Source organism: Microlunatus ginsengisoli (assembly GCF_039537205.1).
Lineage (GTDB): Bacteria > Actinomycetota > Actinomycetes > Propionibacteriales > Propionibacteriaceae > Microlunatus > Microlunatus ginsengisoli.
The window spans coordinates 44,027-67,009 of record NZ_BAABAB010000044.1 but is presented as its reverse complement, the minus strand read 5'-3'; the positions used below and the strand labels follow the sequence as shown (position 1 = coordinate 67,009).

Sequence of the window (22,983 nt, the reverse complement as noted above, 5' to 3'; positions counted from 1 at the left end):
CAACGGGGTCGCAACGGGGCCTTACTAGGGTTGACCCGAGGAGTCGCCGTCGACCGCCCGGGCGCTCCTGTCTGCTCAACACTCGAGGAGGAACTGGTGAGCCCTCAAGACGCCGGCCATGAGACCCTGTCGAATCTGCTGCACGAGGAGCGCCAGTTCGACCCGCCCACCGACCTCGCGGCGAGCGCCAACGTCACGCGGGCGACGTACGAACAGGCCGCCGCCGACTTCGAGGGCTTCTGGGCCGAGCAGGCCAAGCGACTGAGCTGGGGCACCGAGCCGACCCAGACCCTGGACTGGAGCGGCGCCCCGTTCGCGAAGTGGTACGCCGACGGCACCCTGAACGCGGCCTACAACGCGCTGGACCGGCACGTCGAGGCCGGCAACGGCGACCGGGTGGCGTTCTTCTTCGAGGGCGAGCCGGGCGACACCCGTGAGATCACCTACGCCCAGCTCACCGACGAGGTGAGGCAGGCGGCGAACGCCCTGCTGGAGCTGGGCGTGAAGACCGGCGACCGGGTCGCGATCTATCTGCCGATGATTCCCGAGGCCGTGGTCGCGATGCTCGCCTGCGCCCGGATCGGGGCCCCGCACACGGTCGTCTTCGGCGGCTTCTCCGCCGACGCCCTCGCCTCGCGGATCACCGACTGCGGGGTGGAGGTCGTGATCACCGCTGACGGTGGCTACCGGCGCGGCTCGCCCGCCGCGCTGAAGCCCGCTGTCGACGAGGCCCTGAAGAGCTGCCCCGACGTCCGCAACGTGTTGGTCATCCGGCGCACCGGCCAGGAGACCGCGATGACCGAGGGCCGGGACCTGTGGTGGCACGAGTACGTCGGCAAGCAGTCCACCGAGCACACCCCCGAGACGTTCCCCGCCGAGCACCCGCTCTACATCATGTACACCTCCGGCAGCACGGGGAAGCCGAAGGGAATCCTGCACACCACCGGCGGCTATCTGGTCGGCACGGCGTATACGCACTGGGCGAGCTTCGACCTGAAGCCCGAGACCGACGTGTTCTGGACCGCCGCCGACATCGGCTGGGTCACCGGCCACTCCTACCTCGTCTACGCGCCCTTGGTGAACGGCGCGACCAGCATCATGTACGAGGGCACGCCGGACACCCCGCACAAGGGCCGCTGGTGGGAGATCATCGAGAAGTACCGGGTGACCATCCTGTACTGCGCGCCGACCGCGATCCGGACCTTCATGAAGTGGGGCTCCGACATCCCGGACGGCTTCGACCTGTCCAGCCTCCGGGTGCTGGGATCGGTCGGCGAACCGATCAACCCCGAGGCGTACGTCTGGTATCGGCACTTCATCGGCGGTGACGAGACGCCGGTGATCGACACCTGGTGGCAGACCGAGACCGGCATGCACATGATCGCTCCGATGCCCGGGGTGACCGCCGGCAAGCCCGGCGCGGCGATGACGCCGGTGCCCGGGGTAGCGGTCGAGGTGGTCGACATGGACGGCAACCCGGTCGGCAACGGCGAGGGCGGCTATCTCGTGGTGACCAAGCCCTGGCCCGCGATGCTGCGCACCATCTGGGGCGATGACCAGCGCTACGTCGACACCTACTGGTCGCGCTACGACGGCATGTACTTCGCCGGTGACGGCGCGAAGAAGGACGAGGACGGCGACATCTGGCTGCTCGGCCGGGTGGACGACGTGATGAACGTGTCCGGCCACCGGATGTCGACCACCGAGATCGAGTCCGCCCTGGTCTCCCACCCGAAGGTGGCCGAGGCGGCGGTGGTCGGCGCGGCCGACGAGACCACCGGCCAGGCGATCGTCGCCTTCGTGATCTTGCGTGCGGACGCCGGTGACGGCGGCCCCGACGTGGTCAAGGAGCTCCGCGACCACGTGGCGAAGGAGATCAGTCCGATCGCGAAACCGCGACAGATCATGGTCGTCGAGGAGCTGCCCAAGACCCGCTCGGGCAAGATCATGCGCCGGCTGCTGCGCGATATCGCGGAGAACCGCGAGCTCGGCGACGTGACCACCCTGACCGACTCCTCGGTGATGAACCTGATCAAGGAGAACCTCGCCGGCCAGCCGACGCAGGAGTGAACCGGTTCGGCGGTCGAGGGTAGGTCCGGCGCGGTGAAACGCATCGTGCTGTTCGGGCGCAGCTCGGACGAGGACGTGACGACCGTCGCCGAGATTCTCCGCCAGGAGACCGTGGGCGGCGTGCTGATGCTCGCGGCCGCCGTGCTCGCGCTGGTCTGGTCGACGATCGACTTCGCCTCCTACGAGCACCTCCGGCACGTCCAGCTCGGCCCGATGAGCCTGCAGCACTGGGCCGCCGACGGGGCACTGACGATCTTCTTCTTCGTCGCCGGCCTCGAGCTGAAGCGCGAGCTGACCGAGGGCTCGCTGGCCCGACCGAGCCAGGCACTCGTGCCGATCGTCGCCGCGCTCTGCGGGATGATCGTTCCGGCGCTGCTCTATCTGTCGCTGAACCTGGCGGCGCCGTCGGGGAAACCGGCGGGCTGGGCGATCCCGATGGCGACCGACATCGCGTTCGCGCTGGCGATCTTGGCGGTGGTCGGCCGGTCGCTGCCGGCCAGCATGCGCGCCTTCTTGCTCACCCTGGCGATCGTGGACGATCTGGGCGCGATCATCGTGATCGCGACGGTGTTCACCGAGCACGTGTCGCTGCTCTGGCTGCTCGCCGCGCTGGTCGTCGCCGGTCTGTGGTGGCTGCTGCAGAACCGCCGGGTGCCCGGTTGGTGGTGGTGGCTGCCGCTCGGCGTCGCCTGCTGGTGGTGCATGTATCGCAGCGGGGTCCATCCGACCATCGCCGGCGTCCTGCTCGGGCTGCTCACCCGGGGCTCCGCCAGCGACCCGACCGCGCCGCTGGACCGTTGGGAGCACCTGTGGCGGCCGATCTCGGCGGGTGCGGCTGTCCCGCTGTTCGCCTTCTTCGCCGCGGGCGTGCCGATCTCGATGGCCGCCCTCGCCGGCAGCGTCACCGACCCGGTCGCGATCGGCATCGTCGTCGGCCTCGTCCTCGGCAAGATCATCGGCATCTTCGGCGGATCCGTGATCACGGCCAGGTTCACCCGGGCCGAACTGGCCGAGGATCTGAGCTGGCGGGAAGTCTTCGACGTGTCGGTGCTGGGCGGAGTCGGCTTCACGGTGTCCCTCCTGGTCGCGGAGCTGGCGTTCGAGACCGAACCGGTCACTCAGGAGCACGCCAAGACCGCCGTCCTGGCCGCGTCCCTGATCGCTGCCGTGCTGGCCACCGTCGCACTGCGGGTCAGAAGGCGCCGCGGCGGGTATGGACTGGCTCGGACACCGTCCGAGCCGGACGGCTAGGCTTCGCGAAGAGCAACGGAAGGAGTCGGCGATGGCAACACCCAAGGTCGGCGACATCATCAAGGACATCAGCGACGATGTGAAGCTGCTGATCCGCGACGAGGTCGAGCTTGCCAAGGCGGAGCTGATCCCGTCGGCCAAGCAGGCCGGGCTGGGAGCGGGCCTGTTCGGCGCCGCCGGCTACTTCGCGATCACCGCGATGCTGCTGCTGTTCTTCGCCGCGGCGTACGGCATCGCCGCGGCGGGGCTTCCGGTCTGGGCCGGTTTCGTGATCGTCGGCGGCGCGCTGCTGGTGCTGGCCGCCATCTTGGCCCTGATCGGCAAGACCCGGGTCGACAAGGTCACGCCGCCGGAGCGGACCATCGCGACCGCGACCGAGACGATCGACGACGTGAAGACGGCCGCCAAGAACGCGCTGGCCGCCGCCAAGGCGCCGCAGATCGAGGGCAAGGTCGTCGAACAGCGCGCCTTGCGCTGATTCCCGACATCGAGATCGACGGGCCCTGGCGGCACGTCGACGTCGCCGCCAACGGGGCCCGCTTCCACCTCGCCTGCGGGCCGGGTTTTGCGAGCAGCCGCCGGATGGTCGTGCTGCTGCACGGCTTCGCCGAGTTCTGGTGGGCCTGGCGGCACCAGATCGTCCCGCTGGACGCGGCCGGGTACGCGGTCGCCGCGATGGACCTCCGTGGCTACGGTGCGAGCGACAAGACTCCCCGGGGGTACGACGCCAGAACCACCGCCGGCGACATCGCCGGCGTGATCCGCAGCCTCGGCCATCGGCAGGCCGTGCTCGTCGGCCACGACTGGGGCGGGATGGCGGCCTGGGCCGCATCCGCGTACGTCCCCGAACAGGTCCGTGCGCTGGTCATGATCGCCTCGCCCCATCCACTGACCTACCCGTGGCGCCGGGCCGGCCGCGAGCTCGCCTGGGCCCAGCTGCCGGTGCTACCCGAGCGCAGGATCGTCGCCCGCAGCGGTGCGTACGTCGAGCACCTGCTGCGCTCCCGCGCGGCGCCCGGCCGGGACTGGCTGCCGGACCAGGACGCCCGCCGCTATCGGGACGCGCTGATGCTCTGGCCGAGCCCGCACTGCGCCCTGGAGTACCAGCGGATGTTCGCCCGCGACCGGCTGCGGAGCGCCGGGCGCGAGCTGCGCCGGGCGCTCCGGCGCGGCACCACTGCTCCGCTGCTGTCGATCCACGGCCGGGAGGATCCGGTGCTGCCGCTGGTCGCGATGACCTCGGCGCAGCGCTACGTCGCCGGCCCGCACCGCGTGATCCAGCTGCCCGGCGTCGGTCACCTCCCCCACGAGGAGGATCCGGACGCCGTCACCGACGCACTGCTGGGCTGGCTCAGCGCACTCGAATGAGCGCGCGTCAGGCCAGCGCGATGATGCGGGACTCCCACGGGGCGAGGGTCGATCCGGTGGAGTCCGGGTGGGTGGCCAGCAAGACTTCCGCCCCCGCCGTCGACGGGATCGCATCCAGCGGCAGCTGTGCCGGCGACGAGGAGCAGTTGGCGAGCACCAGCAACCGCTGGTCGTCGAGGGTCCGGGTGAACGCCCAGAGCTGATCATGGTCGGCCAGCAACAGCTCGAACCGGCCCTCGACGACCACCGGATGATCATGCCGGAGCGCGATCAGCTTGCGGTAGTGGTGAAAGACCGAGTCCGGGTCGGCGACGGCAGCGGCGGCGTTGATCGTCACGTAGTTCGCGTTCACCGCCAGCCAGGGGATGCCCTCGGTGAACCCCGCGTGGGTGCTCGCGTTCCACTGCATCGGCGACCGCGCATTGTCCCGGCTCTTGATCTTGATCGACTCCATCACGGCCTCGGCCGCCAGGCCCAGGCTGACCGCCTCGGCATGGTAGTTGATCGACTCCAGGTCGGCGTAGTGCGCGATCTCGGAATAGTAGGTGTTCGTCATGCCGAGCTCTTCGCCCTGATAGACGTACGGCGTTCCCTTGTGCAGATGGAGAATCGTGCCGAGCGTCTTGGCCGAGGTCGCCCGATGTTCGGGATGATCGTCACCGAACCGGGACACCGCGCGGGGCTGGTCGTGGTTGTTCCAGTACAGCGAGTTCCAGCCGGCGTCGGCCAGACCCTCCTGCCAGTCGGCGAGGTTCCGCTTCAGCAGCGGCAGTCTGAGCTCCTCCAGGTCCCACTTCGCCCCGCCCAGTTTCTGGTCGAGGTTCACGTGCTCGAAGGTGAACACCATGTTCAGCTCGTTGCGGGCCGGGTCGGTCGCCCGCCGCGCCACCTCGATGGTCGAGCCTGGCATCTCGCCGACGGTGATCAGGTTCTGTGCGCTCAGCCCGACCGCGGCGTTCATCTCGGCCAGGAACTCGTCCAGCCGGGGTCCGTTCGCCACGATGTCCATCCCGGGGGCGAGCCGGCGACCCGGCGGCACGACGCCGTCGACCAGATCGCCGGTGGGCTTGGAGATCAGATTGATCACGTCCATCCGGAAGCCGTCGACGCCGCGCTCGACCCACCAGCGCATCATCGCGTAGACGGCCTGCCGGACCTCCGGGTTCTCCCAGTTCAGGTCCGGCTGCTTGGGGCTGAACAGGTGCAGGTAGTACTCCCCGCTCGCCTCGTCGTATTGCCAGGCCGAGCCCGAGAAGGCAGCCTCGTGGTTGGTCGGCTCTGCCCCCGAGGTGCCCGGCTCGAAGCCCTCGCGGGCCGGGCGCCACCAATACCAGTCGCGCTTCGGCGAGTCCGGATTCCGCGCCTCCACGAACCAGGCGTGCTCGTCGGAGGTGTGGTTGACCACCAGGTCCATCACCAGCTTCATCCCACGCTCGTGCAGCAGCCCGATCAGGGTGTCCAGATCCTCCAGCGTGCCGAACAGCGGGTCGACGTCTTGGTAGTCGCTGATGTCGTAGCCGTTGTCGTCCATCGGCGACGCATAGACCGGCGAGAGCCAGACCACGTCCACGCCCAGCTCGGCCAGATAGTCCACGTGCTCAGCGATTCCGGGCAGGTCACCGGTGCCGTCGCCGTTGCTGTCGGCGAACGAGCGCGGATAGATCTGATAGACGACGGCCGACCTCCACCAGTCGTCCGGGCGGGTCTCAGGGGCGCTGAACTCGGTCGCGGTCACGGCTCACGATCCTCCCACGAGCGCTTCCGCCCGAGCCTCGAGGTCAGCCACCTCGGCCTCCACGTTCGCCCGCGCGGCGCGCTCCAGCCGGAAGCCCTTGGTGGTGTGGAACAGGTTGCCGGTGAGCAGCTCCGTCATGATCGCCAGCCGGCCGGGGACGAACACCTCGTCCGGCACGTGGCCGTACTCCGCACGGACGGCCGCGACGTAGGCCGCGTACTCCTCCGGCGTCCCGGCCAGCACGGCGAGATCGGCGTCGCAGAGCAACTCGCCCTCCGGATCGTGCGGCTTGGGCCGATGGGTCGTGGTCAGCCGGACCAGCCGAGCCACCTCGTTGATGTCCTCCTGCTCCAGCCCCGCGCGACCCAGCTCGCGCCGCACCAGCCGGGCCGACGCGTCCTCGTTGGACAGCTGGCCGGGTGGAATCGCATAGACCGCGTCGTGGAACCAGGCCGCCAGCCGGACCAGGAACAGGTCGTGGTCGTCGGCGAACTCGTCGATCCGGCGCAGCACGGCGGCCAGGTGCCGGACGTCGTGGTAGTGGCGGTGCTTCTCCCGGTATCGCCGCAGCAGGTCCCGGCCGAGTTCGGTCTGGTGCGGCAGCAGCCGGTCCCACTGCTCGATCAGCTCCCCCTCCAGCCTGTCGAGCCCAGGGCCGTCGAGCTCAGGGCCGTCGAACTCAGGGCCGTCGAGCTCAGGGCCGTCGCGCGTCGCGTCGATGGCGGGGTCAGTGGGCATCTTGGCCTCCGGAGGTGTCCGAACGATCGGTCAGGTATCTGGCGGGAACGGTGACGAACGGGGTGTCGTCCCAGTCGGCCTGCCAGCCGGCCAGCCCGAGCAGGCCGTCCAGCAGATGAGCCGTGAGCCCCCAGATCAGGTGGCCGCCGACCTGGAACGCCGGTCCGACGTACCCGGACGGGTGGGTCACCCGCACCCGCTTCGCGGGATCGAGCAGATCGGCGACGGGCACGACCACCACCGAGGCGACCTCGCGCGGATCGGCGGGACCGACCGGACTCCGATTCTGCCACCAGCCGACCACCGCGGTCACATCGAAGCCGCTGACCTCGACGTGCGCCGGCGGCAGCGAGCCGAGGATCCGGATCCCGGTCGGGTCGACCCCGGTCTCCTCCTGGGCCTCGCGGAGGGCGGTGACGGCGAGATCGGCGTCACCGGGGTCGGCCGCCCCGCCGGGGAACGCGATCTGGCCCGCGTGCGTCCGCAGGCTCGCGGCGCGCTCGACGAACAAGATCTCCGGCCCGCGCGGGCCCTCCCCGATCAGCATCAGCACGGCCGCGGCGCGCGCGCCGACCCCCGGCCGCAGGGCGACGGAGGCCGCCAGCCGTTCGTGGTCGTCGAGGGCATCCAGCAGGGAATGCAGCCAGTCCGGTGTGCTCAACTCTCGACCCGCTCGCTCACGTGAGCTTCACGCCCAGGTGCTGACGGACCAGGTCGCGAATCTGGTCGGCCGAGGTGAACGCGCCGGCGTGCCGGAACACGACCTTCCCCTCGGCGTCAACGAACAAGGTCTGCGGCGGACCACCGGCGACCTTCAGCGGGCCCGCCAGCGTACGATCCGGATCCGCGAGCTGCGGATAGCGCCACTTCGACAGCTGGGCCCACTCGATCGCGTAGTCCGGCCTCGGGTCGTCGTAGTCGATGCCGATCAGGCTGAGACCCGCGTGCGGCGAGTTCGCGATCTCGGTGAGGTAGGGCGCCTCCTGCCGGCACGGCAGGCACCACTGGCCCCAGACGTTGATCAGCATCGGGGTGCCGCGCAGGCCGGCCAGTCGTACGTCCCGGCCACCCCCGAGGCAGCCGACGGCGACATCGGGCAGGCCGTTCGGTTGCGGCGCCACGGTCGGGTCCGAGGCGGGACAGTCCTGGATGCCCGCATCCGCCTTCATCTCGGCCAGGGTCGCAGGTGCCACGGCGCTCGTCGGGACGTCCCGCGGGGTGTCGCCCGCCGAGGTCTGGGTGCAGCCGCCGAGCAGCAGCACGGCGGGGAGCGCAGCCGCCCCGAGCCGCGCGATCGGCCTGCTCATCCGCGCGGCTCGCGGACCAGCTTGGCGGCCTTCACCGGATCGATCTCGCCCTCTCCGTAGGCCGGGCAGAGCCGGGCCACCGGGCAGGCTCCACAGGCCGGGTTCCGGGCATGGCAGCGGCGCCGGCCGTGCCAGATGACGTTGTGGCAGAGCTGGGTCCAGTCCTTGCGCGGGAACAGCGCGCCCACCTCGAGCTCGATCCGGTCCGGCTCGGTCTGGGTAGTCCAGCCGAAGCGACGCGACAACCGGGCGAAGTGGGTGTCGACGGTGATCCCGGGCACGTCGAACGCGTTGCCCAGCACCACGTTCGCGGTTTTCCGCCCCACCCCCGGCAGCGTGACCAGGTCCTTCAGCGTGCCCGGCACCTCGCCGTCGAACCTGGTGACCAGGGCGTCGCCCAGCTTGATCAACGTATCCGTCTTGGCCCGGAAGAATCCCGTCGGCATGATCAGGGCCTCCAGCTCGGCGCGGTCGGCGCCGGCATAGGCCGCTGCGTCGGGACAGCGGGCGAACAGCGCCGGGGTGATCGAGTTGACCCGCTTGTCGGTGGACTGGGCCGACAGGATGGTCGCCACCAGCAGCTGCAGCGGAGTGCTGAAGTCGAGCTCGCAGTGCGCGTCGGGATAGGTCTCGGCGAGCGTTCGGTTGATCAGCCGGGCCCGCCGGACCAGCGCCGTCCGGCTCGCGCCCGGCGCTGCGGCGGGGGTCGTACGGCGGTCCACGGCCCCAGCCTAGTTGCTGCCGCCGGCCCGGGTCGGCCCGAGAAACACCTAGTCGACGGCCGGAAACGCCGCGGTCGTGTGGCATCTGCCACAGCACAGGGGCGAGCGGTAGCCTTACCACCATGCCCGCTGGTAATAGATTCTCCGCCACGCGCCCAGCGATCAAGACGTCGGGTGGATCGGTGGACCCGGAGGTGCTGAAGAAGGCGCCACTGTTCGCCAATCTCGACGACGAGGCCGCGACCGCCCTGTCCCAGACGATGGGGACGATCAAGCTCAACAAGGGCGAGGTGCTGTTCCACGAGGGTGATGCGGAGGACCGGCTCTATGTGGTGATCAGCGGCAAGATCAAACTGGGGCGGAGCGGTTCGGCCGGGCGGGAGAACCTGCTCGCCATTCTCGGCCCCGGCCAGATGTTCGGCGAGCTGTCGGTGTTCGACCCCGGGCCGCGCTCCTCCACCGCGACCGCTGTCACGTCGTGCGTGATCCGGACCCTGGAGCACGAGGAGCTGATGGGCTGGCTCACCGGCCGGCCCGAGGTCGCCCTCGGCCTGCTCGCGCAGCTGGCCGGCCGGCTCCGCCGGGCCAACGACGTTCTGGCCGACCTGGTCTTCTCCGACGTACCCGGCCGGGTGGCCAAGCAGTTGCTGGAGCTCGCCTCCCGCTTCGGCGACCGGCGGGAGGACGGCATCCACGTGCACCACGACCTGACCCAGGAGGAGCTGGCCCAGCTGGTCGGCGCCTCGCGCGAGACGGTGAACAAGGCGCTGGCCGACTTCGCCGCCCGCGGCTGGATCCGGCTCGAGCCGCGATCGGTCACCATCCTCGACGTCCAGCGGGTCGAGCGCCGCGCCCGCTGACCCCACCCCCACCGGCAGATCAGCCGCTCGGCACCAGCTGTGATGCCGAGCGGCTGACGGAGTCGTCGGGTTTCAGGACAGCGAGCCGAGGGTCACGTCCGCGGTCTTCGTCGCACCGTCGCGGGTGTAGGTGACGGTCACCTTGGTGCCCGGTGCGTAGAACCGGGTGGCGGCGATCAGGCCGTCGGCGCTGGTGGTCGGGAAGTCGTTCACCTTGGTGACCACGTCACCTGCCTGCAGGCCGGCCTTGGCGGCGGCTCCGCCGGCGGTCACGTCCTGCAGCGGTACGCCCGTGGCGGTGGACACGGCCGAGTCGCCCTGGCTGCCCAGCGAGACCCCGAGTGCGGAGTTGGTGTAGGTGCCCTTGGCGATGATCTCCGAGGCGACCCGGACCGCGATGTCGGACGGGATGGCGAAGCCGATGCCGATGTTGCCCGACTGGCTGCCGTCGCTGGAGGAACCGGTGCTCGCGATCGAGGAGTTGATGCCGACGATCTGACCGTTCAGGTCGACCAGCGGGCCGCCGGAGTTGCCGGGGTTGATCGCCGCGTCGGTCTGCACCGCCAGATAGACGGCGTTGCCGTCGTCGCCGGAGCGGACCGGGCGAGCGGTGTTCGACACGATGCCGCTGGTGACCGACTCCGACAGCCCGAGCGGCGCGCCGACGGCGACGACCGCCTGGCCGACCTGGACCGAACCCGACGTGGCGAACGTGGCCGGGGTCAGGTCCTTGACGCCGTCCACCTTGATCACCGCGAGGTCATTGGTGTCCGACGTGCCGACGATCTTGGCCGAAGCGGTCCGGCCGTCGTTGAAGGTGACCGTGATCGTGCCGCTGTCCTTCGCCGCCGCGACCACGTGGTTGTTGGTGAGGATGTGACCGTCGGTGTCGAGCACCTCGCCGGTGCCGATGTCGCCGGAGTTGCCCGACTGGACGGTGATGGTGACCACCGACGGCTGGATCTTCGCCGCGGCCGCGGTGACGGTCCCGTCCAGCTTCGGCGAGTTGGCCGCCTGCTGGGTCGTCACGGTGATCGGGGACGCCACGCTGCCGCCGCCGGTGAAGTACGCGTACGAGCCGATGCCCGCGCCGACGCCGAGCACGGCGGACAGTGCCGAGGCGACGATCACCGCGCCGAGCCGATTCGACTGCTTCGGCGGCGCCGCCGGCGCCGGCGCCGGCTGCAGGGTGGTGACCCCGCCCGGTGCCGGGAAGTCGGCGCCGGTGTAGCCGGGGATGCGACCATCCGGGCCGGCCGGCTGGTTCGCATCGGGGTACGACTGCGAGGCGCCCGGGTACGGCTGGGAAGGACCCGCGTACGGCTGGGAGGCACCCGTGTACGGCTGCGCGGAATAGGTGGGACCGGCGGGTGTCCCGAAGTGCTGGCCGCCGAACGGAGGGGTGTTCAACCCGGACTGATCGCTCATGAGACTCAAGGGTCCGTGCCAAGTCTGTGCGTCCCCTGTGCGATCTCGATGAGGTGGCTACGAGGCAGTTTCGGCCAGGAACTGGAGCTGAGCGGCGACCGAGCGCTCGGCCGCGGGCCAGACGGATCGGTCGACGTCGGCATAGACCCGGGCCACTACCTCGGCCGCCGTGGTGTCGCCGGCGGCCAGGGCCTCCCGGACCTGCTCCAGCCGCTCCCGACGGTGCTGCCGATAGAAGGCGAGCCAGCCGGCCGGGTCGTCGACCACCGGTCCGTGCCCGGGCAGCAGCCGCTCGACCTTCTCGGCGGCCACGACCGCGGTCAGCCGATCGATCGAGTCCAGGTACGACCCCAGATGACCGTCCGGATGCATGATCACGCTCGTTCCGGTGCCCAGCACCGTGTCGCCGGTCAGCAGCCACGCGCCGCCGGGGGTCCGGACCAGCAGGCAGACGGAGTCCGCCGTGTGTCCCGGGGTGGCGATCACGTCCACGGTGCAGCTGCCGGCGTCGATCGAATCACCGTCGGCCAGACCCAGCTCACCCAGCCGATAGCGCTCGTCCACTGCTCGCACCGGGCAGCCCAGCCGGGCGGCGAGGTCGGCGGCCGCCTCGGAGTGGTCGTGATGCCAGTGGGTCAGCACGATCGTGCCCGCGCCGCGCGGGCAGGCGTCGACGATGGCCGTCAGGTGCGCCTCGTCGAGCGGGCCCGGGTCGACCACGACCGGCCGCTGCTCGGCGGCGCCGACGATGTAGGTGTTGGTCCCGGTGAGGGTCATCGGGCCGGGATTGGCGGCCCGGACGAGGCTGATGTCGTCGATGATCCGGTCGGCCACTAGGCATCCTCCGCTGATGGGTAGCTGAATCTCCAGCCGTCGCCGTCGCGGACCAGCCGGGGACGCACGGTCAGCACCCGCCGGTCTGCGGCGCGCTGGAGCAGTTCGGGCACGGTCCCGGCGTCGGCCAGCTCGACCAGGATCGACAGGGTCGGCGGCATCAGTCCGATCTCGCCACGTTCGGCGGCCGCCAGCGCGTCGGCGGGTGTCGTCCAGGCCGCCCGCTCGGTCTCGCCGGACACGTCTCGCGCCCGCTGACCGGCCGGCAGCACGCCCAGGAAGAACCGGGTGTCGAAACGCCGTGGCTCCACCTGCGGCGTCACCCAGTGCGCCCAGTCCCGCAGCGCGGCGGGCTCCAGCCGGACCCCGGTCTCCTCGAGGGTCTCGCGCACCGCGCACGCTCGGATCGGATCGTCGGCTCCCTCGTCGACCGGGTCCAGGCCGCCGCCGGGAAAGACGACCATCGACGCGGCGAACGCCATCCGGGCGTGCCGGTGCAACAGGTACACCTCGAGCTCGTCCGATGCCTGGCGGACGAGCACGACACTGGCCGAGAGCCGGGGCGCGACCGGCTCGCGGTCGGCGGGCCAGCTCGCCGCCTTGGCCGCGAGCGCGGCCGGCACCGCAGGGCTCAGCCGGGCCAGGACGTCGACGGACGTGGTCGGCACCGCCGAGATCCCTACAGCGGGTGGATCGTCGGCGTCGAGTGGACCTGGACGACGAGCTCGACCTCGACCGGCGAGTTCTTCGGCAGCACCGCCACCCCGACCGCGCTGCGGGCGTGCCGACCCGCGTCGCCGAAGATCGCGCCCAGCACCTCGCTGGCCCCGTTCGCGACCGCGGGCTGATCGACGAAGTCGGGCGCGCTGGCGACGAACACCACGGCCTTGACCACCTGACCGATCGCGTCGACCCCACCGGTCAGGTCGGCGACCGCGGCGACCGCGTTGATCGCCGCCGTCCGGGCCAGCTCGGCGGCTCGCTCCGCGGACACGTCCGCGCCCACCAGACCTGTCTCGGTCAGCTCACCGTTCACGAATGGCAACTGACCCGCGGTATAGACCAGGTCACCGACCCGGACCGCGGGGACGTACGCCCCCGCCGGTGTCGGCACCGCGGGCAGCACCACCCCCAGCTCGGCCAGCCGCTCGGACGGCGATCGGTGGCTCACGCATCGCTCCCGGGCGCCGGGATCGGCCGCTTCAGGTAGGCCACCAGGTTCTCCGGGTTCATCCCCGGCACCACCTGCACCAGCTCCCACCCGTCGGCACCCCAGTTGTCCAGGATCTGCTTGGTGGCGTGCACCAGCAGCGGCACGGTCACGTACTCCCACTTGGTCATGCCGCTAGGGTATTTGCCTGCGCTCCGGCGCCAGACACAGGCAGAACGGATGGCCGCTCGGGTCGACCAGGATCACCACCTGCTCGTCGTCCGGCACCCCGGCGGTCCGGGCGCCCAGGTCGAGGGCCCGCTCGACCGCGGCCGGCAGATCCTGGACGTAGAAGTCGAGGTGCAGCTGCTGCGGGACGTCCGGATCGGGCCAGGTCGGCGGCCGGTGTCCGATCGAGAACTGGAACGCGATCTCGAGCCCGCCCGGTCCGGTCAGACAGATCCAGGTCTCCTCCTGCCGATGCACCGGCCACCCCAGCAGCGCGGCATAGAACGCGGCCAGACCAGCCGGATCGTCGGTGTCGATCACGGCCGACCCGAGCCGGACCGCCCCCTCGGACTCGCTCATCTGGCCATCGTGGCACCCAGCACCGACAGGAACCTTCCGCTCGCGCACTCCGCGGCAGCCCGCCCCGCTCCCGCTCCCAGCCTGACTCCGCACCTTGGAGATCGACTCCGCACCCCGCACGCAGGGTGCGGAGTGCACCTCCGCGGTGCGGAGTGGCGCCAGCTCTGCCGGGCCGGGTGCGGAGTGGCGGCATGCCCCACCCGAGTCGATCACGCCGCACCCGCCCGGCGCGCTTCGGGCTGCTGGCTACGATCACCAGGGTGAACGCCGCACGGGCCAAGACGGGAACCGCGCTCGCCGCGGCGGGCCCGGCTCCGCGGCACACGCTGCACATCGTCAGCGGCAAGGGCGGCACGGGCAAGACCACGGTCGCGGCCGCCCTCGCCTGCGCGCTGGCCACCGCCGGCCGGCGGGTGCTGATCTGCGAGGTCGAGGGCCGGCAGGGCATCGCCGAGCTGTTCGAGGTAGCGAGCCTGACCGGTCCGACCGAGCGCCGGCTGCTGCGCACCGCCGACGGCGGCGACCTGTTCGGGCTGTCCATCGACGCCGAGGACGCGCTGCTGGAATACCTGGACAGCTTCTACCACCTCGGGCTCGCCGGCCGCGCGCTGGACAGGGTCGGCGCGGTGGACTTCGCGACCTCGATCGCGCCCGGGCTGCGGGACGTCCTGCTCACCGGAAAGGTGTACGAGGCGGTCAGGCGGCGGGAGAAGGGCCTGCCGAACGCGTACGACGCCGTCGTCCTGGACGCGCCGCCCACCGGACGGATCGCCCAGTTCCTCAACGTGCACGAGGCGGTCTCCGGACTGGCCAAGATGGGCCCCATCCGGAACCAGGCCGAGTCGATCATGCGGGTGCTGCGCTCGGCGAGCACGGTGGTCCACCTGGTCACGCTGCTGGAGGACATGCCGGTGACCGAGACCGAGGAAGCGGTCGAGGACCTCGCACCCACCAAGATCAGGGTCGGCACGGTGATCGCCAACATGGTGATCGCCAGCCCGCTGACCGACGACGAGCTGAGCGAGGCTGCGGCGGACGGTTACGCGTTCGCCGTGCCGGGCCTGACCAAGGCGCAGAATGCGACCCTGGCCAGGGAGTATGCCGCCGACGCGGCCCGAGCACTGGAGCAGCGCGCGCGGCAGGAGCGGCTGGCCGGTTTGGGACTTGCGATGGCCGAGCTGGCGTACGACCCCGCGGGCGTCGACCTCGGCGCCCTGCCTCAGCTGGCCGTCCGGCTGCGCGAGCAGCTGGCGTTGGAGGTGACCTGATGCCGGTTCCGGCGCTGGACGTCGACGCCGTGATCGCCGATCCCACCACCAAGATCGCCATCTGCTGCGGGTCGGGCGGGGTCGGCAAGACGACGGTGTCGGCCGCACTCGCCCTGCGCGCCGCCGAGGCCGGTCGCAAGGTCGTGGTGCTGACCATCGATCCGGCGAAGCGGCTGGCGCAGTCGCTGGGCGTCGGCCAACTCGACAACACTCCCCGCCGGGTGCACGGGTTCGACCCGAGCAACGGCGGCAGCCTGGACGCGATGATGCTCGATATGAAGCGGACTTTCGACGAGGTGGTGCTCGAACACACCACGCCGGAGAAGGCCGATGCTATCCTCGCCAACCCGTTCTACGTCGCCCTGTCGTCGTCGTTCGCCGGCACCCAGGAATACATGGCGATGGAACGCCTCGGCCAGCTGCACGCCGAGGCGGAGGCCACCGGCAGCTGGGACCTGATCGTGGTGGACACCCCGCCGGCTCGCTCCGCGCTGGACTTCCTGGACGCGCCCGAGCACCTGAGCTCGCTCCTGGACGGCCGGTTCCTGCGCATCCTGCTGGCCCCGACGAAGGGTCCGTTCCGCCTGATGAGCGCCGGCTTCGGGCTGGTCTCCTCGGCGCTGAACAAGGTGCTCGGCAGCCAGATCCTGACCGACGTCCACACGTTCGTCTCGGCGTTCGAGGCCCTGTTCGGCGGCTTCCGGCAGCGCGCGATGGAGACGTTCGCGCTGCTCTCCTCCGAGCACACCACATTCTTCGTGGTGGCCGCGCCGGAACACGACGCGCTGCGCGAGGCAGCGTTCTTCGTCGACCGGCTGAGCGAGGAGAAGATGCCGCTGTCCGGCGTCATCATCAACCGCGTGCACACCTCGGGCGTGCCGCTGTCGGCGGAGCGCGCGCTGGCGCTCGCCGAGGACCTCGGCGGCCGGCGGCCGGTCGAGATCGAGGCGCTACGCCGTCACGCCGCCTTGCAGCGCACGATCGCGCGCGAGCAGCTGCTGCTCGAACGCTTCTCGGCGACCCGTCCCCGGGTCCCCCGCACGCTGGTCCAGGCGATGCCGAGCGACGTCACCGACCTGGCGTCACTTCGCCGCGTGGGCTCGCTTCTGGCCGGTCAGGACGTCGCTCCAGGAGACGATGTCTGAGCGCTGACGAAGCAGCTGACGCCGCTCGCGCTCGGTCATGCCGCCCCAGACGCCCCACTCGATGCGGTTGTCGAGCGCCTCCGCGAGGCACTCGAAGCGCACCGGGCAACCCTGACAGAACAGTCGGGCCCGCTTCTGGTCTGCTGCTTCCGGAAACAGCGCGTCCGTGGTGCCCTTGCACTTGGCGCGCGCGGTCCAGTCTTCGTGATGAATAGCAGTCATCACTGCTCCCCTTCCCCCTACCGCGGCGGGCTTTCCCCGGCCCGTACTCCACGGCAGTTCGTATCGTACGGATAGCATGGGAATCGCGCCAGTCCAGACCTGGTCGTTTCTCATTCGTGACCTAGCCGACGCCCAGGTTTCGGGTGTAAGAATGGACACGCAGGCCCCTCGAGCCGCTAAATTTCGGCGCGCCCAGTTCCGTCACGTAGCCTGTCGGTCATGCCCTTCAGCCCCAAACGTGCCGGGAGCATCGCGTACTCGATGGCGATGTTCGCCATCGTCAGCGTGCTCGCGGGCGTCCTCATCGCAGGACTCTTCGTCCCGGTGGCGGGCCTGATGGGGGTCGGTACGAAGGCGGCGGCCGACGAGCTGAACAACCTTCCGGCCGAGCTGGAGACGCCGACGCCGCCGACCCGGTCCCGAGTGCTGATGGCCGACGGCAAGACGCTGGCCTTCTTCTACGACGAGAACCGGATCTACGTCTCACTGCCGAAGATCGCCCCGGTGATGCGTCAGGCCCAGCTGGCGATCGAGGACCACCGCTTCTACGAGCACGGTGCCCTCGACATCAAGGGCACGCTGCGCGCGCTGGTCCGCAACAGCACCAACGACGGGGTCACCCAGGGCGGCTCCTCGATCACCCAGCAGTACGTGAAGATGGTCCAGATCGAGGCCTGCCAAGCCAAGGGTGACGAGGCCTGCACCAAGGCGGTGCAGGCCCCCACGATGGAGCGCAAGGTCCGCGAGCTGCGCTACGCGATCGCGCTGGAGAAGCGGCTGACCAAGGACCAGATCCTGGAGCGCTACCTCAACATCGCCTACTACGGCGAGGGAGCGTACGGCGTCGAGGCCGCGGCCCGGCACTACTTCTCCACCTCGGCGGCGAAGCTGACGCTGGCCCGGGCCGCGATGCTGGCGGGTCTGGTGCAGAATCCCGACGCCAACAACCCGGTCCGCAACCTGGGCGCCGCGCTGGACCGGCGCGACACCGTGCTGAACCGGATGGCCGAGCTGAACATGATCAACTCCGACCAGATGGCCCGGGCGAAGAAGGAGACCTTCGACGAGAAGAAGGTCAAGCCGACCCGCAACGGCTGCGTCGGCACCCGGTATCCCTTCCTCTGCGACTACGTCTACCGGACCCTGCTGAACACTCCGAGCCTCGGCGGCACCGTCGAGGAGCGGGAGAACATGATCAAGCGCGGCGGGCTGACGATCCAGACCGCGATCGACCCGAAGACCCAGGACCTCGCCCAGAAGCGGGTCAGCTCCGTGGTCGGCGCCAAGGATCCGCTGATCTCGACCATGAACATGATCCAGCCGGGCACCGGCCTGATCGTCGCGATGGCGCAGAGCCGGCCGGTGATGGGTTCGGACGTGAAGAAGGGCCAGACCTACTGGAACCTCGCCGTCGATCCGGCGATGGGCGGCATCCAGGGCTACCAGGCGGGCTCGACGTTCAAGGCGTTCACCGCCGCGGCCGCCCTGGAGAAGGGCATCCCGCTGAGCAAGCGCTACAACGCGGCGGCCTCGATGAACTTCTCCGGTCGTTCGTTCGAGTCCTGCTCCGGGCGGACCCACGTCTACGGCAACTGGCGGGTCGGCAACTCCACCGGCCACAACGGCAACATGGACATGTACAGCGGCGCCGCTTGGTCGGTGAACACCTACTTCGTCCAACTGGCCCTCGACACGGGCATGTGCAACGTGACCAAGATGGCCGAGAAGCTGGGCGTCAAGAGCGGCAGCCGCGACCGCGACATCGTGGACTTCTACAACGACAAGCCGGCCTTCACGCTGGGCTCGGTCGAGGTCAGCCCGCTGTCCATGGCCGAGGCGTATGCGACCTTCGCCGCCCGCGGCATCCACTGCAACCCGGTGATCGTGTCCAAGATCACCACCAGGACCGGTAAGGACCTCGCGCCGCTCGACGCCGACTGCAAGCGGGTGATCTCCAAGGACGTCGCCGACGGTGTGAACCGGCTGCTGACACGGGTGATGACAAGCGGTACGGGTGCGCGCGCGCGGATCCCCGACGGCCGGGCGCAGGCCGGCAAGACCGGCACCATCGACAGCAACGAGGCGGTCTGGTTCGCCGGGTACACGCCCGAGATCGCCGGCGTGGCGATGATCTCGATCGACAACCGGAAGAAGCCGTTCATCCGCGGCAAGTACCCCTACAAGCGCAGCGGTGTGAAGGGGTATCGGGTGCCGTCCTCCGGGATCTATCTCGAGGGATCCGGCTCGGGCGACGCCGGGATGAAGATCTGGAAGCCGGTGATGTCCAACTACCTGGCCGACAAGCCCCGGACCAGCTTCAAGACCCCGCCGAGCAAGATCCTGCACGGCAAGATCACGCGGGTGCCCTACCTGGGCGGGCTGAGCATCGCTGCGGCGACGACCAAGCTGCAGCAGGAAGGCTTCAGCGTCGTCAGGCAGTTCGTCTACAGCAACACCACGCCGAAGTACGGCTTCGTCGGCTGGTCGCCGGGGTCGTACAGCCGGATCTCGGAGTTCGGCACCGTGACGGCGTTGTTCTCCAAGGGCCGCGACCCTGCCGACGTCGCCGCCGAGCGGGCGGCCAAGAAGAAGGCTGCGGCGGAGAAGAAGAAGGCCGCCGAGGAGAAGAAGAAGGCCGGGCAGGACGGCGGCAACGGCGGCGGCTGACCCGCTGCTCAGCCGCTCAGCTGCCGGCGTACCTCGGCGGCAACGGCGGCGCCATCGGCCTTGCCCTTGGTCTGCGGTGTGAGCACGCCCATCACCTTGCCCATCCCCTTGAGCCCGAGCTCCGCCGCACCGGTCTGCTCGATCGCGCCGGCGACGAGTCGCTGCAGCTCGTCCGGGCTGAGCTGCCGGGGCAGGTAGTCGCTCAGCACGGCGGCCTCCGCGCGTTCCTTCTCGGCGAGCTCGCTGCGGCCGGCCGCCAGATATGCCTCCTCGGCCTCGCGCCGCTTCTTGGCCTCCCGGACCACGACCTCGAGCACCTGGGGCTCGCTCAGCTCGACGGCCTGCTTGCCGGCCACCTCCGCCTGCGAGATCGCCGTCAGCACCATCCGGATGGTGCCGGCGCGAACCTTGTCGCGGGCCTTCATCGCCGTGGTGAGATCGTCGCGCAGGCGTTCCTTCAACGGGGTGGTCTCGGTCATGTGACCAGTCTGTCAGTCTGCGGCGGGCCGTATCGGCGAGTATCGCTTCGGCCGGCGTATAGCCTGCACGTCATGTCGACAGCCCGTCCGCTGCTCCGTCGCACCGCCCAGGTTGCCGGCGGGATCGCCGCCCTCGGCGCGGGTTGTCTGGCCTATGCCGCCCTGTGGGAGGTCGACGCGTATCGGTTGCGCCGGGTGTACGTTCCGGTGCTGCCGCGGGGCGCGCGCTCGATCCGGGTGCTGCAGATCTCCGACATCCATATGACGCCGCGCAACATCGCCCGGCAACGCTGGATCGCGTCGCTGGCCGGGCTAGAACCGGACCTCGTCGTCGATACCGGCGACAACATCTCGCACCCGGACGCGGTCGGGCTGGTCACCGGCAGCCTGGGCCGGCTGCTGGACCTGCCGGGCGTGTTCGTCTGGGGCTCCAACGACTACTACGCCCCCAGCTTCAAGAACCCGCTCAGCTATCTCGTGCGGCCCTCGAACGGTCGGAGCCCGGCGAAGGAGACGCTGCCCTGGGAGGATCTTCGCGACGCGTTCGCGGCGGCCGGCTGGACCGACCTCACCCATGCGCGCACCGTGATCGAGATCAAGGGTGTCCGGATCGAGCTGCGTGGAACCGATGACGCGCATCTCGGGCTGGACCGCTATGCCGAGGTCGCCGGCCCGGTCGACCGGGAGGCTGTCGACCTGGCCATCGCCGTCACCCACGCGCCGTACCGCCGGGTGATCGACGCGATGACCTACGACGGGATGGACCTGATCATCGCCGGGCACACCCACGGCGGCCAGGTCTGCGTGCCCGGCTACGGCGCGCTGGTGACCAACTGCGACCTGGACACCCCCCGGGTGAAGGGGCTGTCGAGCAACAGCAGCGGCGGACGGACGTCCGCGCTGCACGTGTCCGCCGGCCTCGGCACGTCGCCGTACGCGCCGATCCGCTTCGCCTGCCCGCCCGAGGCCACGCTGATGACGCTGGTGCCCCGCCGCTGATCGCGCCCTGAGGCCGTCGAAGGGCTACTCGCCGAGCACCCGTACGTCCCATGGCCCGAGGTCGAGCGTGTCGGCCCGCTCGGCGTCGTCGCCGGCCAGCAGATCGACCAGCGACTCGGGCAGGTCCACCCGGGCCGGCGCCCAGGACCAGTTGTGGATCACGTGGACGCGTCGCCCGGCACCGTTGGTGGCCGAGTGGACCGTGACCGAAACCGGCAGCCCGGGCCACGCGGAGTCCGGGGCGAGCCAGCGGACCAGGTCGGCGGCCAGCGACTCGTTCGGCAGCGTGCCGACCGTGGTGATCCGGCCCTGCCGGAAGTCGGTGGTCACCACCGCCGGGAACTGACCGAAGTGTGGGTGGTCGTAGCCGAGCACGACCTTCGCGCCGTCGCTGATCAAGCCGTCCACCCAGTCCGTGGCTTCCGCGCCGGCCGACGGGTCGAAGCCGTCGGTCTGCGGCAGCACCGGCAGCGGTGCGGAGAGGTTCGAGAACTCCTGGTAACGAACGCCCGCCGCATCGGCCAGCCGGGCCGGCTTGACGTCGGTCCGGGCCCGGCCCTCGGGGTCGCCGTAGGCGGTCCGCGGTCCGATCACCAGGTGACCGCCGGCGGCCGCGTAGTCGCGGAGCCAATCCAGCAGCGCGTCGTCGGCGACCAGCAGACCCGGGACGATCAGCACCGGCAGCTCCGCCGCCAGCTGGTCCGGTGTCAGCCCGTCCGGTCCGCCCAGCTGCTCGTCGTGTATCAGCCGAGCCGGTACGCCCGCCGCGAAAGTGCCGCGATAGAAGGCCTCGAAGATCCGGTGGTACGACCGCTGATCGACATCGGCGGGCGAGCCGACGAAGTCGGCACCCGGCCGTGGAAATGCCGCCTGGAAGGCCAGGCCCCACTTGGAGCGGGCCGAATAGAGCAGGCCGACCCGGGCGTCCGGGCGCAGCCCGACCACCTCCCGACCGGCGCGGCGGAAGTCCTCGCCCAGCCGGGCCAGCTCGCGATAGACCCGCCCGGGCTGCTGGTCGTGCGGCAGGATGCCGATCCAGTAGGTCTCGGTGCCGAAGTGGTTCGTGTGCCAGTGCCAGTACTCGATCATCTCCGCACCGCGGCAGACGAACGCCCAGGCCGCCTGCCGCCACTGGCCGTCGTAGGCCGGGAAGTTGCTGGCAGAACCGCCGATCGCCCCGGCGTTGGTCTCGGTGACCAGGAACGGCGCCTGCTTGGAGGCGAACATCCGGTCCGCGCTGAGGAACAGGGTCCAGGCTCCGGCCGTGGTCCAGGCCTGGTGGGCGATCGACCGGTTCGGCACGGCGAGCGAATCCTGCATGCCGTAGTAGGGGTTGCCGGCGGTGACGTCCAGCGCCTTCGTCAGCTCCGCGTCGTCGATCCCCGGACGCTCGTAGGCGATGCAGGTGGTGACGAACTGGTCGTCGCGAGCGTACTCGCGGACGATCCCGGCCTGCCAGGCGATGAACTCAGTGGTCAGCTTGGCCTGGAACCTGCGCCAGGCCAGGTCGTATTGCGGCTGGCAGTTGCCGTCCGGGGTCCACAAGTCCGCCCAGGTGGACAGCTTGTGCGACCAGTAGACCAGGCCCCACGCCTCGTTCAGGGCATCCACGGTGCCGTACGTCGCTCGCAGCTCGTCGACGAAGCGCTGGAACACCCCGTGGTTGTGGAACAGCATGATGCCGGGCTCGTTGTCGACCTGGTAGCCGATCACCGCCGGGTGGTCGGCGTACCGAGCCACGATCTTGCGGATCACCCGCTCGGCGTGGAACCGGAAGGCGGGATGGCTGTAGTCGATCTCCTGCCGGCCGCCCCAGGGGACCCGGACACCGGTCGCGCTCTCGGCCGCGATCTCCGGGTAACGGCGGGCCAACCACGGCGGCGCGGCGTAGGTCGGTGTGCCGAGGATGATCTGGATGCCGCGCGCGTGGGCACCGTCGAGCACCGGCTGCAGCCAGTCCAGATCGAACCGGCCCTCCTCCGGCTCCCAGGTGGTCCAGACCGACTCGCCGACCCGGATCACCGAGAAGCCGGCCTCGACCATCAGGTCGAGGTCGGTGTCCAGACGAGGGCTGGGTTGGTACTCGTGGTAGTAGGCGGCGCCGAACAGCACGCGCTCTGCCGGAAGATTCATCACAGCTGATGGATTCCTT

At 70.2% G+C, this 22,983-nt stretch carries 23 protein-coding genes; 9 read left to right on the top strand and 14 right to left on the bottom strand.

Annotated features, from left to right (window positions below; all coding sequences use genetic code 11):
- The first annotated feature begins 96 nt into the window (after positions 1–96).
- The 4 genes from acs (at position 97) to ABD747_RS22230 (ending at position 4,689) form a co-directional block, all read left to right on the top strand.
- Entirely contained in the window at positions 97–2,070 is a 1,974-nt protein-coding gene (gene acs / locus ABD747_RS22245) for an acetate--CoA ligase (protein ID WP_344808772.1), read from the top strand.
- Between the two features lie 33 nt (positions 2,071–2,103).
- A complete protein-coding gene (gene nhaA / locus ABD747_RS22240) occupies positions 2,104–3,321 on the top strand; it encodes a Na+/H+ antiporter NhaA (protein WP_344808770.1) in 1,218 nt (405 codons plus the stop codon).
- Between the two features lie 31 nt (positions 3,322–3,352).
- On the top strand, positions 3,353–3,799 hold the full coding sequence (locus tag ABD747_RS22235) for a phage holin family protein (protein WP_344808768.1): 447 nt from the start codon (positions 3,353–3,355) through the stop codon (positions 3,797–3,799).
- A 104-nt stretch (positions 3,800–3,903) separates the two neighbouring features.
- The gene (locus ABD747_RS22230; protein WP_344808766.1) at positions 3,904–4,689 is read left to right on the top strand and encodes an alpha/beta fold hydrolase; all 786 of its coding nucleotides are present in this window, start codon (positions 3,904–3,906) and stop codon (positions 4,687–4,689) included.
- A gap of 7 nt (positions 4,690–4,696) precedes the next feature.
- Here ABD747_RS22230 and ABD747_RS22225 read toward each other — a convergent pair whose 3' ends face one another.
- The 5 genes from ABD747_RS22225 to nth are packed head-to-tail and all read right to left on the bottom strand — an operon-like array spanning position 4,697 to position 9,191.
- On the bottom strand, positions 4,697–6,424 hold the full coding sequence (locus tag ABD747_RS22225) for a glycoside hydrolase family 13 protein (protein WP_344808764.1): 1,728 nt from the start codon (positions 6,422–6,424) through the stop codon (positions 4,697–4,699).
- 3 nt (positions 6,425–6,427) lie between these two features.
- The gene (locus tag ABD747_RS22220; RefSeq protein ID WP_344808762.1) at positions 6,428–7,162 is read right to left on the bottom strand and encodes an HD domain-containing protein; all 735 of its coding nucleotides are present in this window, start codon (positions 7,160–7,162) and stop codon (positions 6,428–6,430) included.
- On the bottom strand, positions 7,152–7,823 hold the full coding sequence (locus ABD747_RS22215) for an NUDIX hydrolase (protein ID WP_344808760.1): 672 nt from the start codon (positions 7,821–7,823) through the stop codon (positions 7,152–7,154). The genes ABD747_RS22220 and ABD747_RS22215 overlap by 11 nt, the downstream gene beginning before the upstream one ends.
- Before the next feature lie 16 nt (positions 7,824–7,839).
- Positions 7,840–8,469: a TlpA family protein disulfide reductase gene (locus tag ABD747_RS22210; protein ID WP_344808758.1), complete on the bottom strand. Its 630-nt coding sequence runs from the start codon at positions 8,467–8,469 to the stop codon at positions 7,840–7,842.
- Positions 8,466–9,191: an endonuclease III gene (gene nth / locus ABD747_RS22205; protein WP_344808756.1), complete on the bottom strand. Its 726-nt coding sequence runs from the start codon at positions 9,189–9,191 to the stop codon at positions 8,466–8,468. The genes ABD747_RS22210 and nth overlap by 4 nt, the downstream gene beginning before the upstream one ends.
- Positions 9,192–9,373: 182 nt before the next feature.
- On the opposite strand from nth, the gene ABD747_RS22200 reads away from it, so the two are divergent.
- Positions 9,374–10,051, top strand: coding sequence for a Crp/Fnr family transcriptional regulator (locus ABD747_RS22200; RefSeq protein WP_344808872.1), 678 nt, complete (start codon positions 9,374–9,376; stop codon positions 10,049–10,051).
- A 72-nt stretch (positions 10,052–10,123) separates the two neighbouring features.
- Here the strand turns inward: ABD747_RS22200 and ABD747_RS22195 are convergent, their stop codons facing one another.
- The 6 genes from ABD747_RS22195 to ABD747_RS22170 are packed head-to-tail and all read right to left on the bottom strand — an operon-like array spanning position 10,124 to position 14,051.
- Positions 10,124–11,479, bottom strand: coding sequence for a trypsin-like peptidase domain-containing protein (locus ABD747_RS22195; RefSeq protein WP_344808754.1), 1,356 nt, complete (start codon positions 11,477–11,479; stop codon positions 10,124–10,126).
- A 57-nt stretch (positions 11,480–11,536) separates the two neighbouring features.
- Positions 11,537–12,313 carry an MBL fold metallo-hydrolase gene (locus ABD747_RS22190; protein WP_344808752.1) on the bottom strand — a complete coding sequence of 259 codons (777 nt, stop codon included), beginning with the start codon at positions 12,311–12,313 and terminating at the stop codon, positions 11,537–11,539.
- Entirely contained in the window at positions 12,313–12,981 is a 669-nt protein-coding gene (locus tag ABD747_RS22185) for an NUDIX hydrolase (protein WP_344808750.1), read from the bottom strand. Before ABD747_RS22185 ends, ABD747_RS22190 begins: the two co-directional genes overlap by 1 nt.
- A gap of 11 nt (positions 12,982–12,992) precedes the next feature.
- Complete coding sequence (locus tag ABD747_RS22180; RefSeq protein ID WP_344808748.1) at positions 12,993–13,484, bottom strand: RidA family protein; 492 nt, start codon at positions 13,482–13,484, stop codon at positions 12,993–12,995.
- Positions 13,481–13,654 (bottom strand): DUF4177 domain-containing protein, encoded by a 174-nt coding sequence (locus ABD747_RS22175; RefSeq protein WP_344808746.1) that lies wholly within the window; start codon positions 13,652–13,654, stop codon positions 13,481–13,483. Before ABD747_RS22175 ends, ABD747_RS22180 begins: the two co-directional genes overlap by 4 nt.
- 4 nt (positions 13,655–13,658) lie before the next feature.
- Positions 13,659–14,051 carry a VOC family protein gene (locus tag ABD747_RS22170; protein ID WP_344808744.1) on the bottom strand — a complete coding sequence of 131 codons (393 nt, stop codon included), beginning with the start codon at positions 14,049–14,051 and terminating at the stop codon, positions 13,659–13,661.
- A 260-nt stretch (positions 14,052–14,311) separates the two neighbouring features.
- On the opposite strand from ABD747_RS22170, the gene ABD747_RS22165 reads away from it, so the two are divergent.
- Both ABD747_RS22165 and ABD747_RS22160 read left to right on the top strand, forming a co-directional pair.
- Positions 14,312–15,319: an ArsA-related P-loop ATPase gene (locus ABD747_RS22165; RefSeq protein ID WP_344808742.1), complete on the top strand. Its 1,008-nt coding sequence runs from the start codon at positions 14,312–14,314 to the stop codon at positions 15,317–15,319.
- A complete protein-coding gene (locus tag ABD747_RS22160) occupies positions 15,319–16,464 on the top strand; it encodes an ArsA family ATPase (RefSeq protein ID WP_344808740.1) in 1,146 nt (381 codons plus the stop codon). Before ABD747_RS22165 ends, ABD747_RS22160 begins: the two co-directional genes overlap by 1 nt.
- Here ABD747_RS22160 and ABD747_RS22155 read toward each other — a convergent pair.
- The gene (locus ABD747_RS22155; protein ID WP_344808870.1) at positions 16,402–16,686 is read right to left on the bottom strand and encodes a WhiB family transcriptional regulator; all 285 of its coding nucleotides are present in this window, start codon (positions 16,684–16,686) and stop codon (positions 16,402–16,404) included. The genes ABD747_RS22160 and ABD747_RS22155 overlap by 63 nt on opposite strands.
- A gap of 219 nt (positions 16,687–16,905) precedes the next feature.
- On the opposite strand from ABD747_RS22155, the gene ABD747_RS22150 reads away from it, so the two are divergent.
- Positions 16,906–19,353, top strand: coding sequence for a transglycosylase domain-containing protein (locus ABD747_RS22150; RefSeq protein ID WP_344808738.1), 2,448 nt, complete (start codon positions 16,906–16,908; stop codon positions 19,351–19,353).
- A gap of 8 nt (positions 19,354–19,361) precedes the next feature.
- Here ABD747_RS22150 and ABD747_RS22145 read toward each other — a convergent pair whose 3' ends face one another.
- Positions 19,362–19,832: a GatB/YqeY domain-containing protein gene (locus ABD747_RS22145; RefSeq protein WP_344808736.1), complete on the bottom strand. Its 471-nt coding sequence runs from the start codon at positions 19,830–19,832 to the stop codon at positions 19,362–19,364.
- Positions 19,833–19,904: 72 nt separating this feature from the next.
- On the opposite strand from ABD747_RS22145, the gene ABD747_RS22140 reads away from it, so the two are divergent.
- Complete coding sequence (locus ABD747_RS22140) at positions 19,905–20,831, top strand: metallophosphoesterase (RefSeq protein WP_344808734.1); 927 nt, start codon at positions 19,905–19,907, stop codon at positions 20,829–20,831.
- A 24-nt stretch (positions 20,832–20,855) separates the two neighbouring features.
- Here the strand turns inward: ABD747_RS22140 and ABD747_RS22135 are convergent, their stop codons facing one another.
- Positions 20,856–22,964: a beta-galactosidase gene (locus ABD747_RS22135; protein ID WP_344808732.1), complete on the bottom strand. Its 2,109-nt coding sequence runs from the start codon at positions 22,962–22,964 to the stop codon at positions 20,856–20,858.
- Positions 22,965–22,983 lie beyond the last annotated feature (19 nt).

Bases quoted from the DNA above. Each gene is read 5' to 3' on its own strand.
- ABD747_RS22150 (WP_344808738.1), top strand. From the start codon at position 16,906: ATGCCCTTCAGCCCCAAACGTGCCGGGAGCATCGCGTACTCGATGGCG.
- ABD747_RS22235 (WP_344808768.1), top strand. From the start codon at position 3,353: ATGGCAACACCCAAGGTCGGCGACATCATCAAGGACATCAGCGACGAT.
- ABD747_RS22210 (WP_344808758.1), bottom strand. From the start codon at position 8,469: ATGAGCAGGCCGATCGCGCGGCTCGGGGCGGCTGCGCTCCCCGCCGTG.
- ABD747_RS22155 (WP_344808870.1), bottom strand. From the start codon at position 16,686: ATGACTGCTATTCATCACGAAGACTGGACCGCGCGCGCCAAGTGCAAG.
- ABD747_RS22175 (WP_344808746.1), bottom strand. From the start codon at position 13,654: ATGACCAAGTGGGAGTACGTGACCGTGCCGCTGCTGGTGCACGCCACC.
- ABD747_RS22220 (WP_344808762.1), bottom strand. From the start codon at position 7,162: ATGCCCACTGACCCCGCCATCGACGCGACGCGCGACGGCCCTGAGCTC.
- ABD747_RS22140 (WP_344808734.1), top strand. From the start codon at position 19,905: ATGTCGACAGCCCGTCCGCTGCTCCGTCGCACCGCCCAGGTTGCCGGC.
- ABD747_RS22160 (WP_344808740.1), top strand. From the start codon at position 15,319: ATGCCGGTTCCGGCGCTGGACGTCGACGCCGTGATCGCCGATCCCACC.
- ABD747_RS22170 (WP_344808744.1), bottom strand. From the start codon at position 14,051: ATGAGCGAGTCCGAGGGGGCGGTCCGGCTCGGGTCGGCCGTGATCGAC.
- ABD747_RS22145 (WP_344808736.1), bottom strand. From the start codon at position 19,832: ATGACCGAGACCACCCCGTTGAAGGAACGCCTGCGCGACGATCTCACC.
- ABD747_RS22135 (WP_344808732.1), bottom strand. From the start codon at position 22,964: ATGAATCTTCCGGCAGAGCGCGTGCTGTTCGGCGCCGCCTACTACCAC.
- ABD747_RS22195 (WP_344808754.1), bottom strand. From the start codon at position 11,479: ATGAGCGATCAGTCCGGGTTGAACACCCCTCCGTTCGGCGGCCAGCAC.
- ABD747_RS22230 (WP_344808766.1), top strand. From the start codon at position 3,904: ATGGTCGTGCTGCTGCACGGCTTCGCCGAGTTCTGGTGGGCCTGGCGG.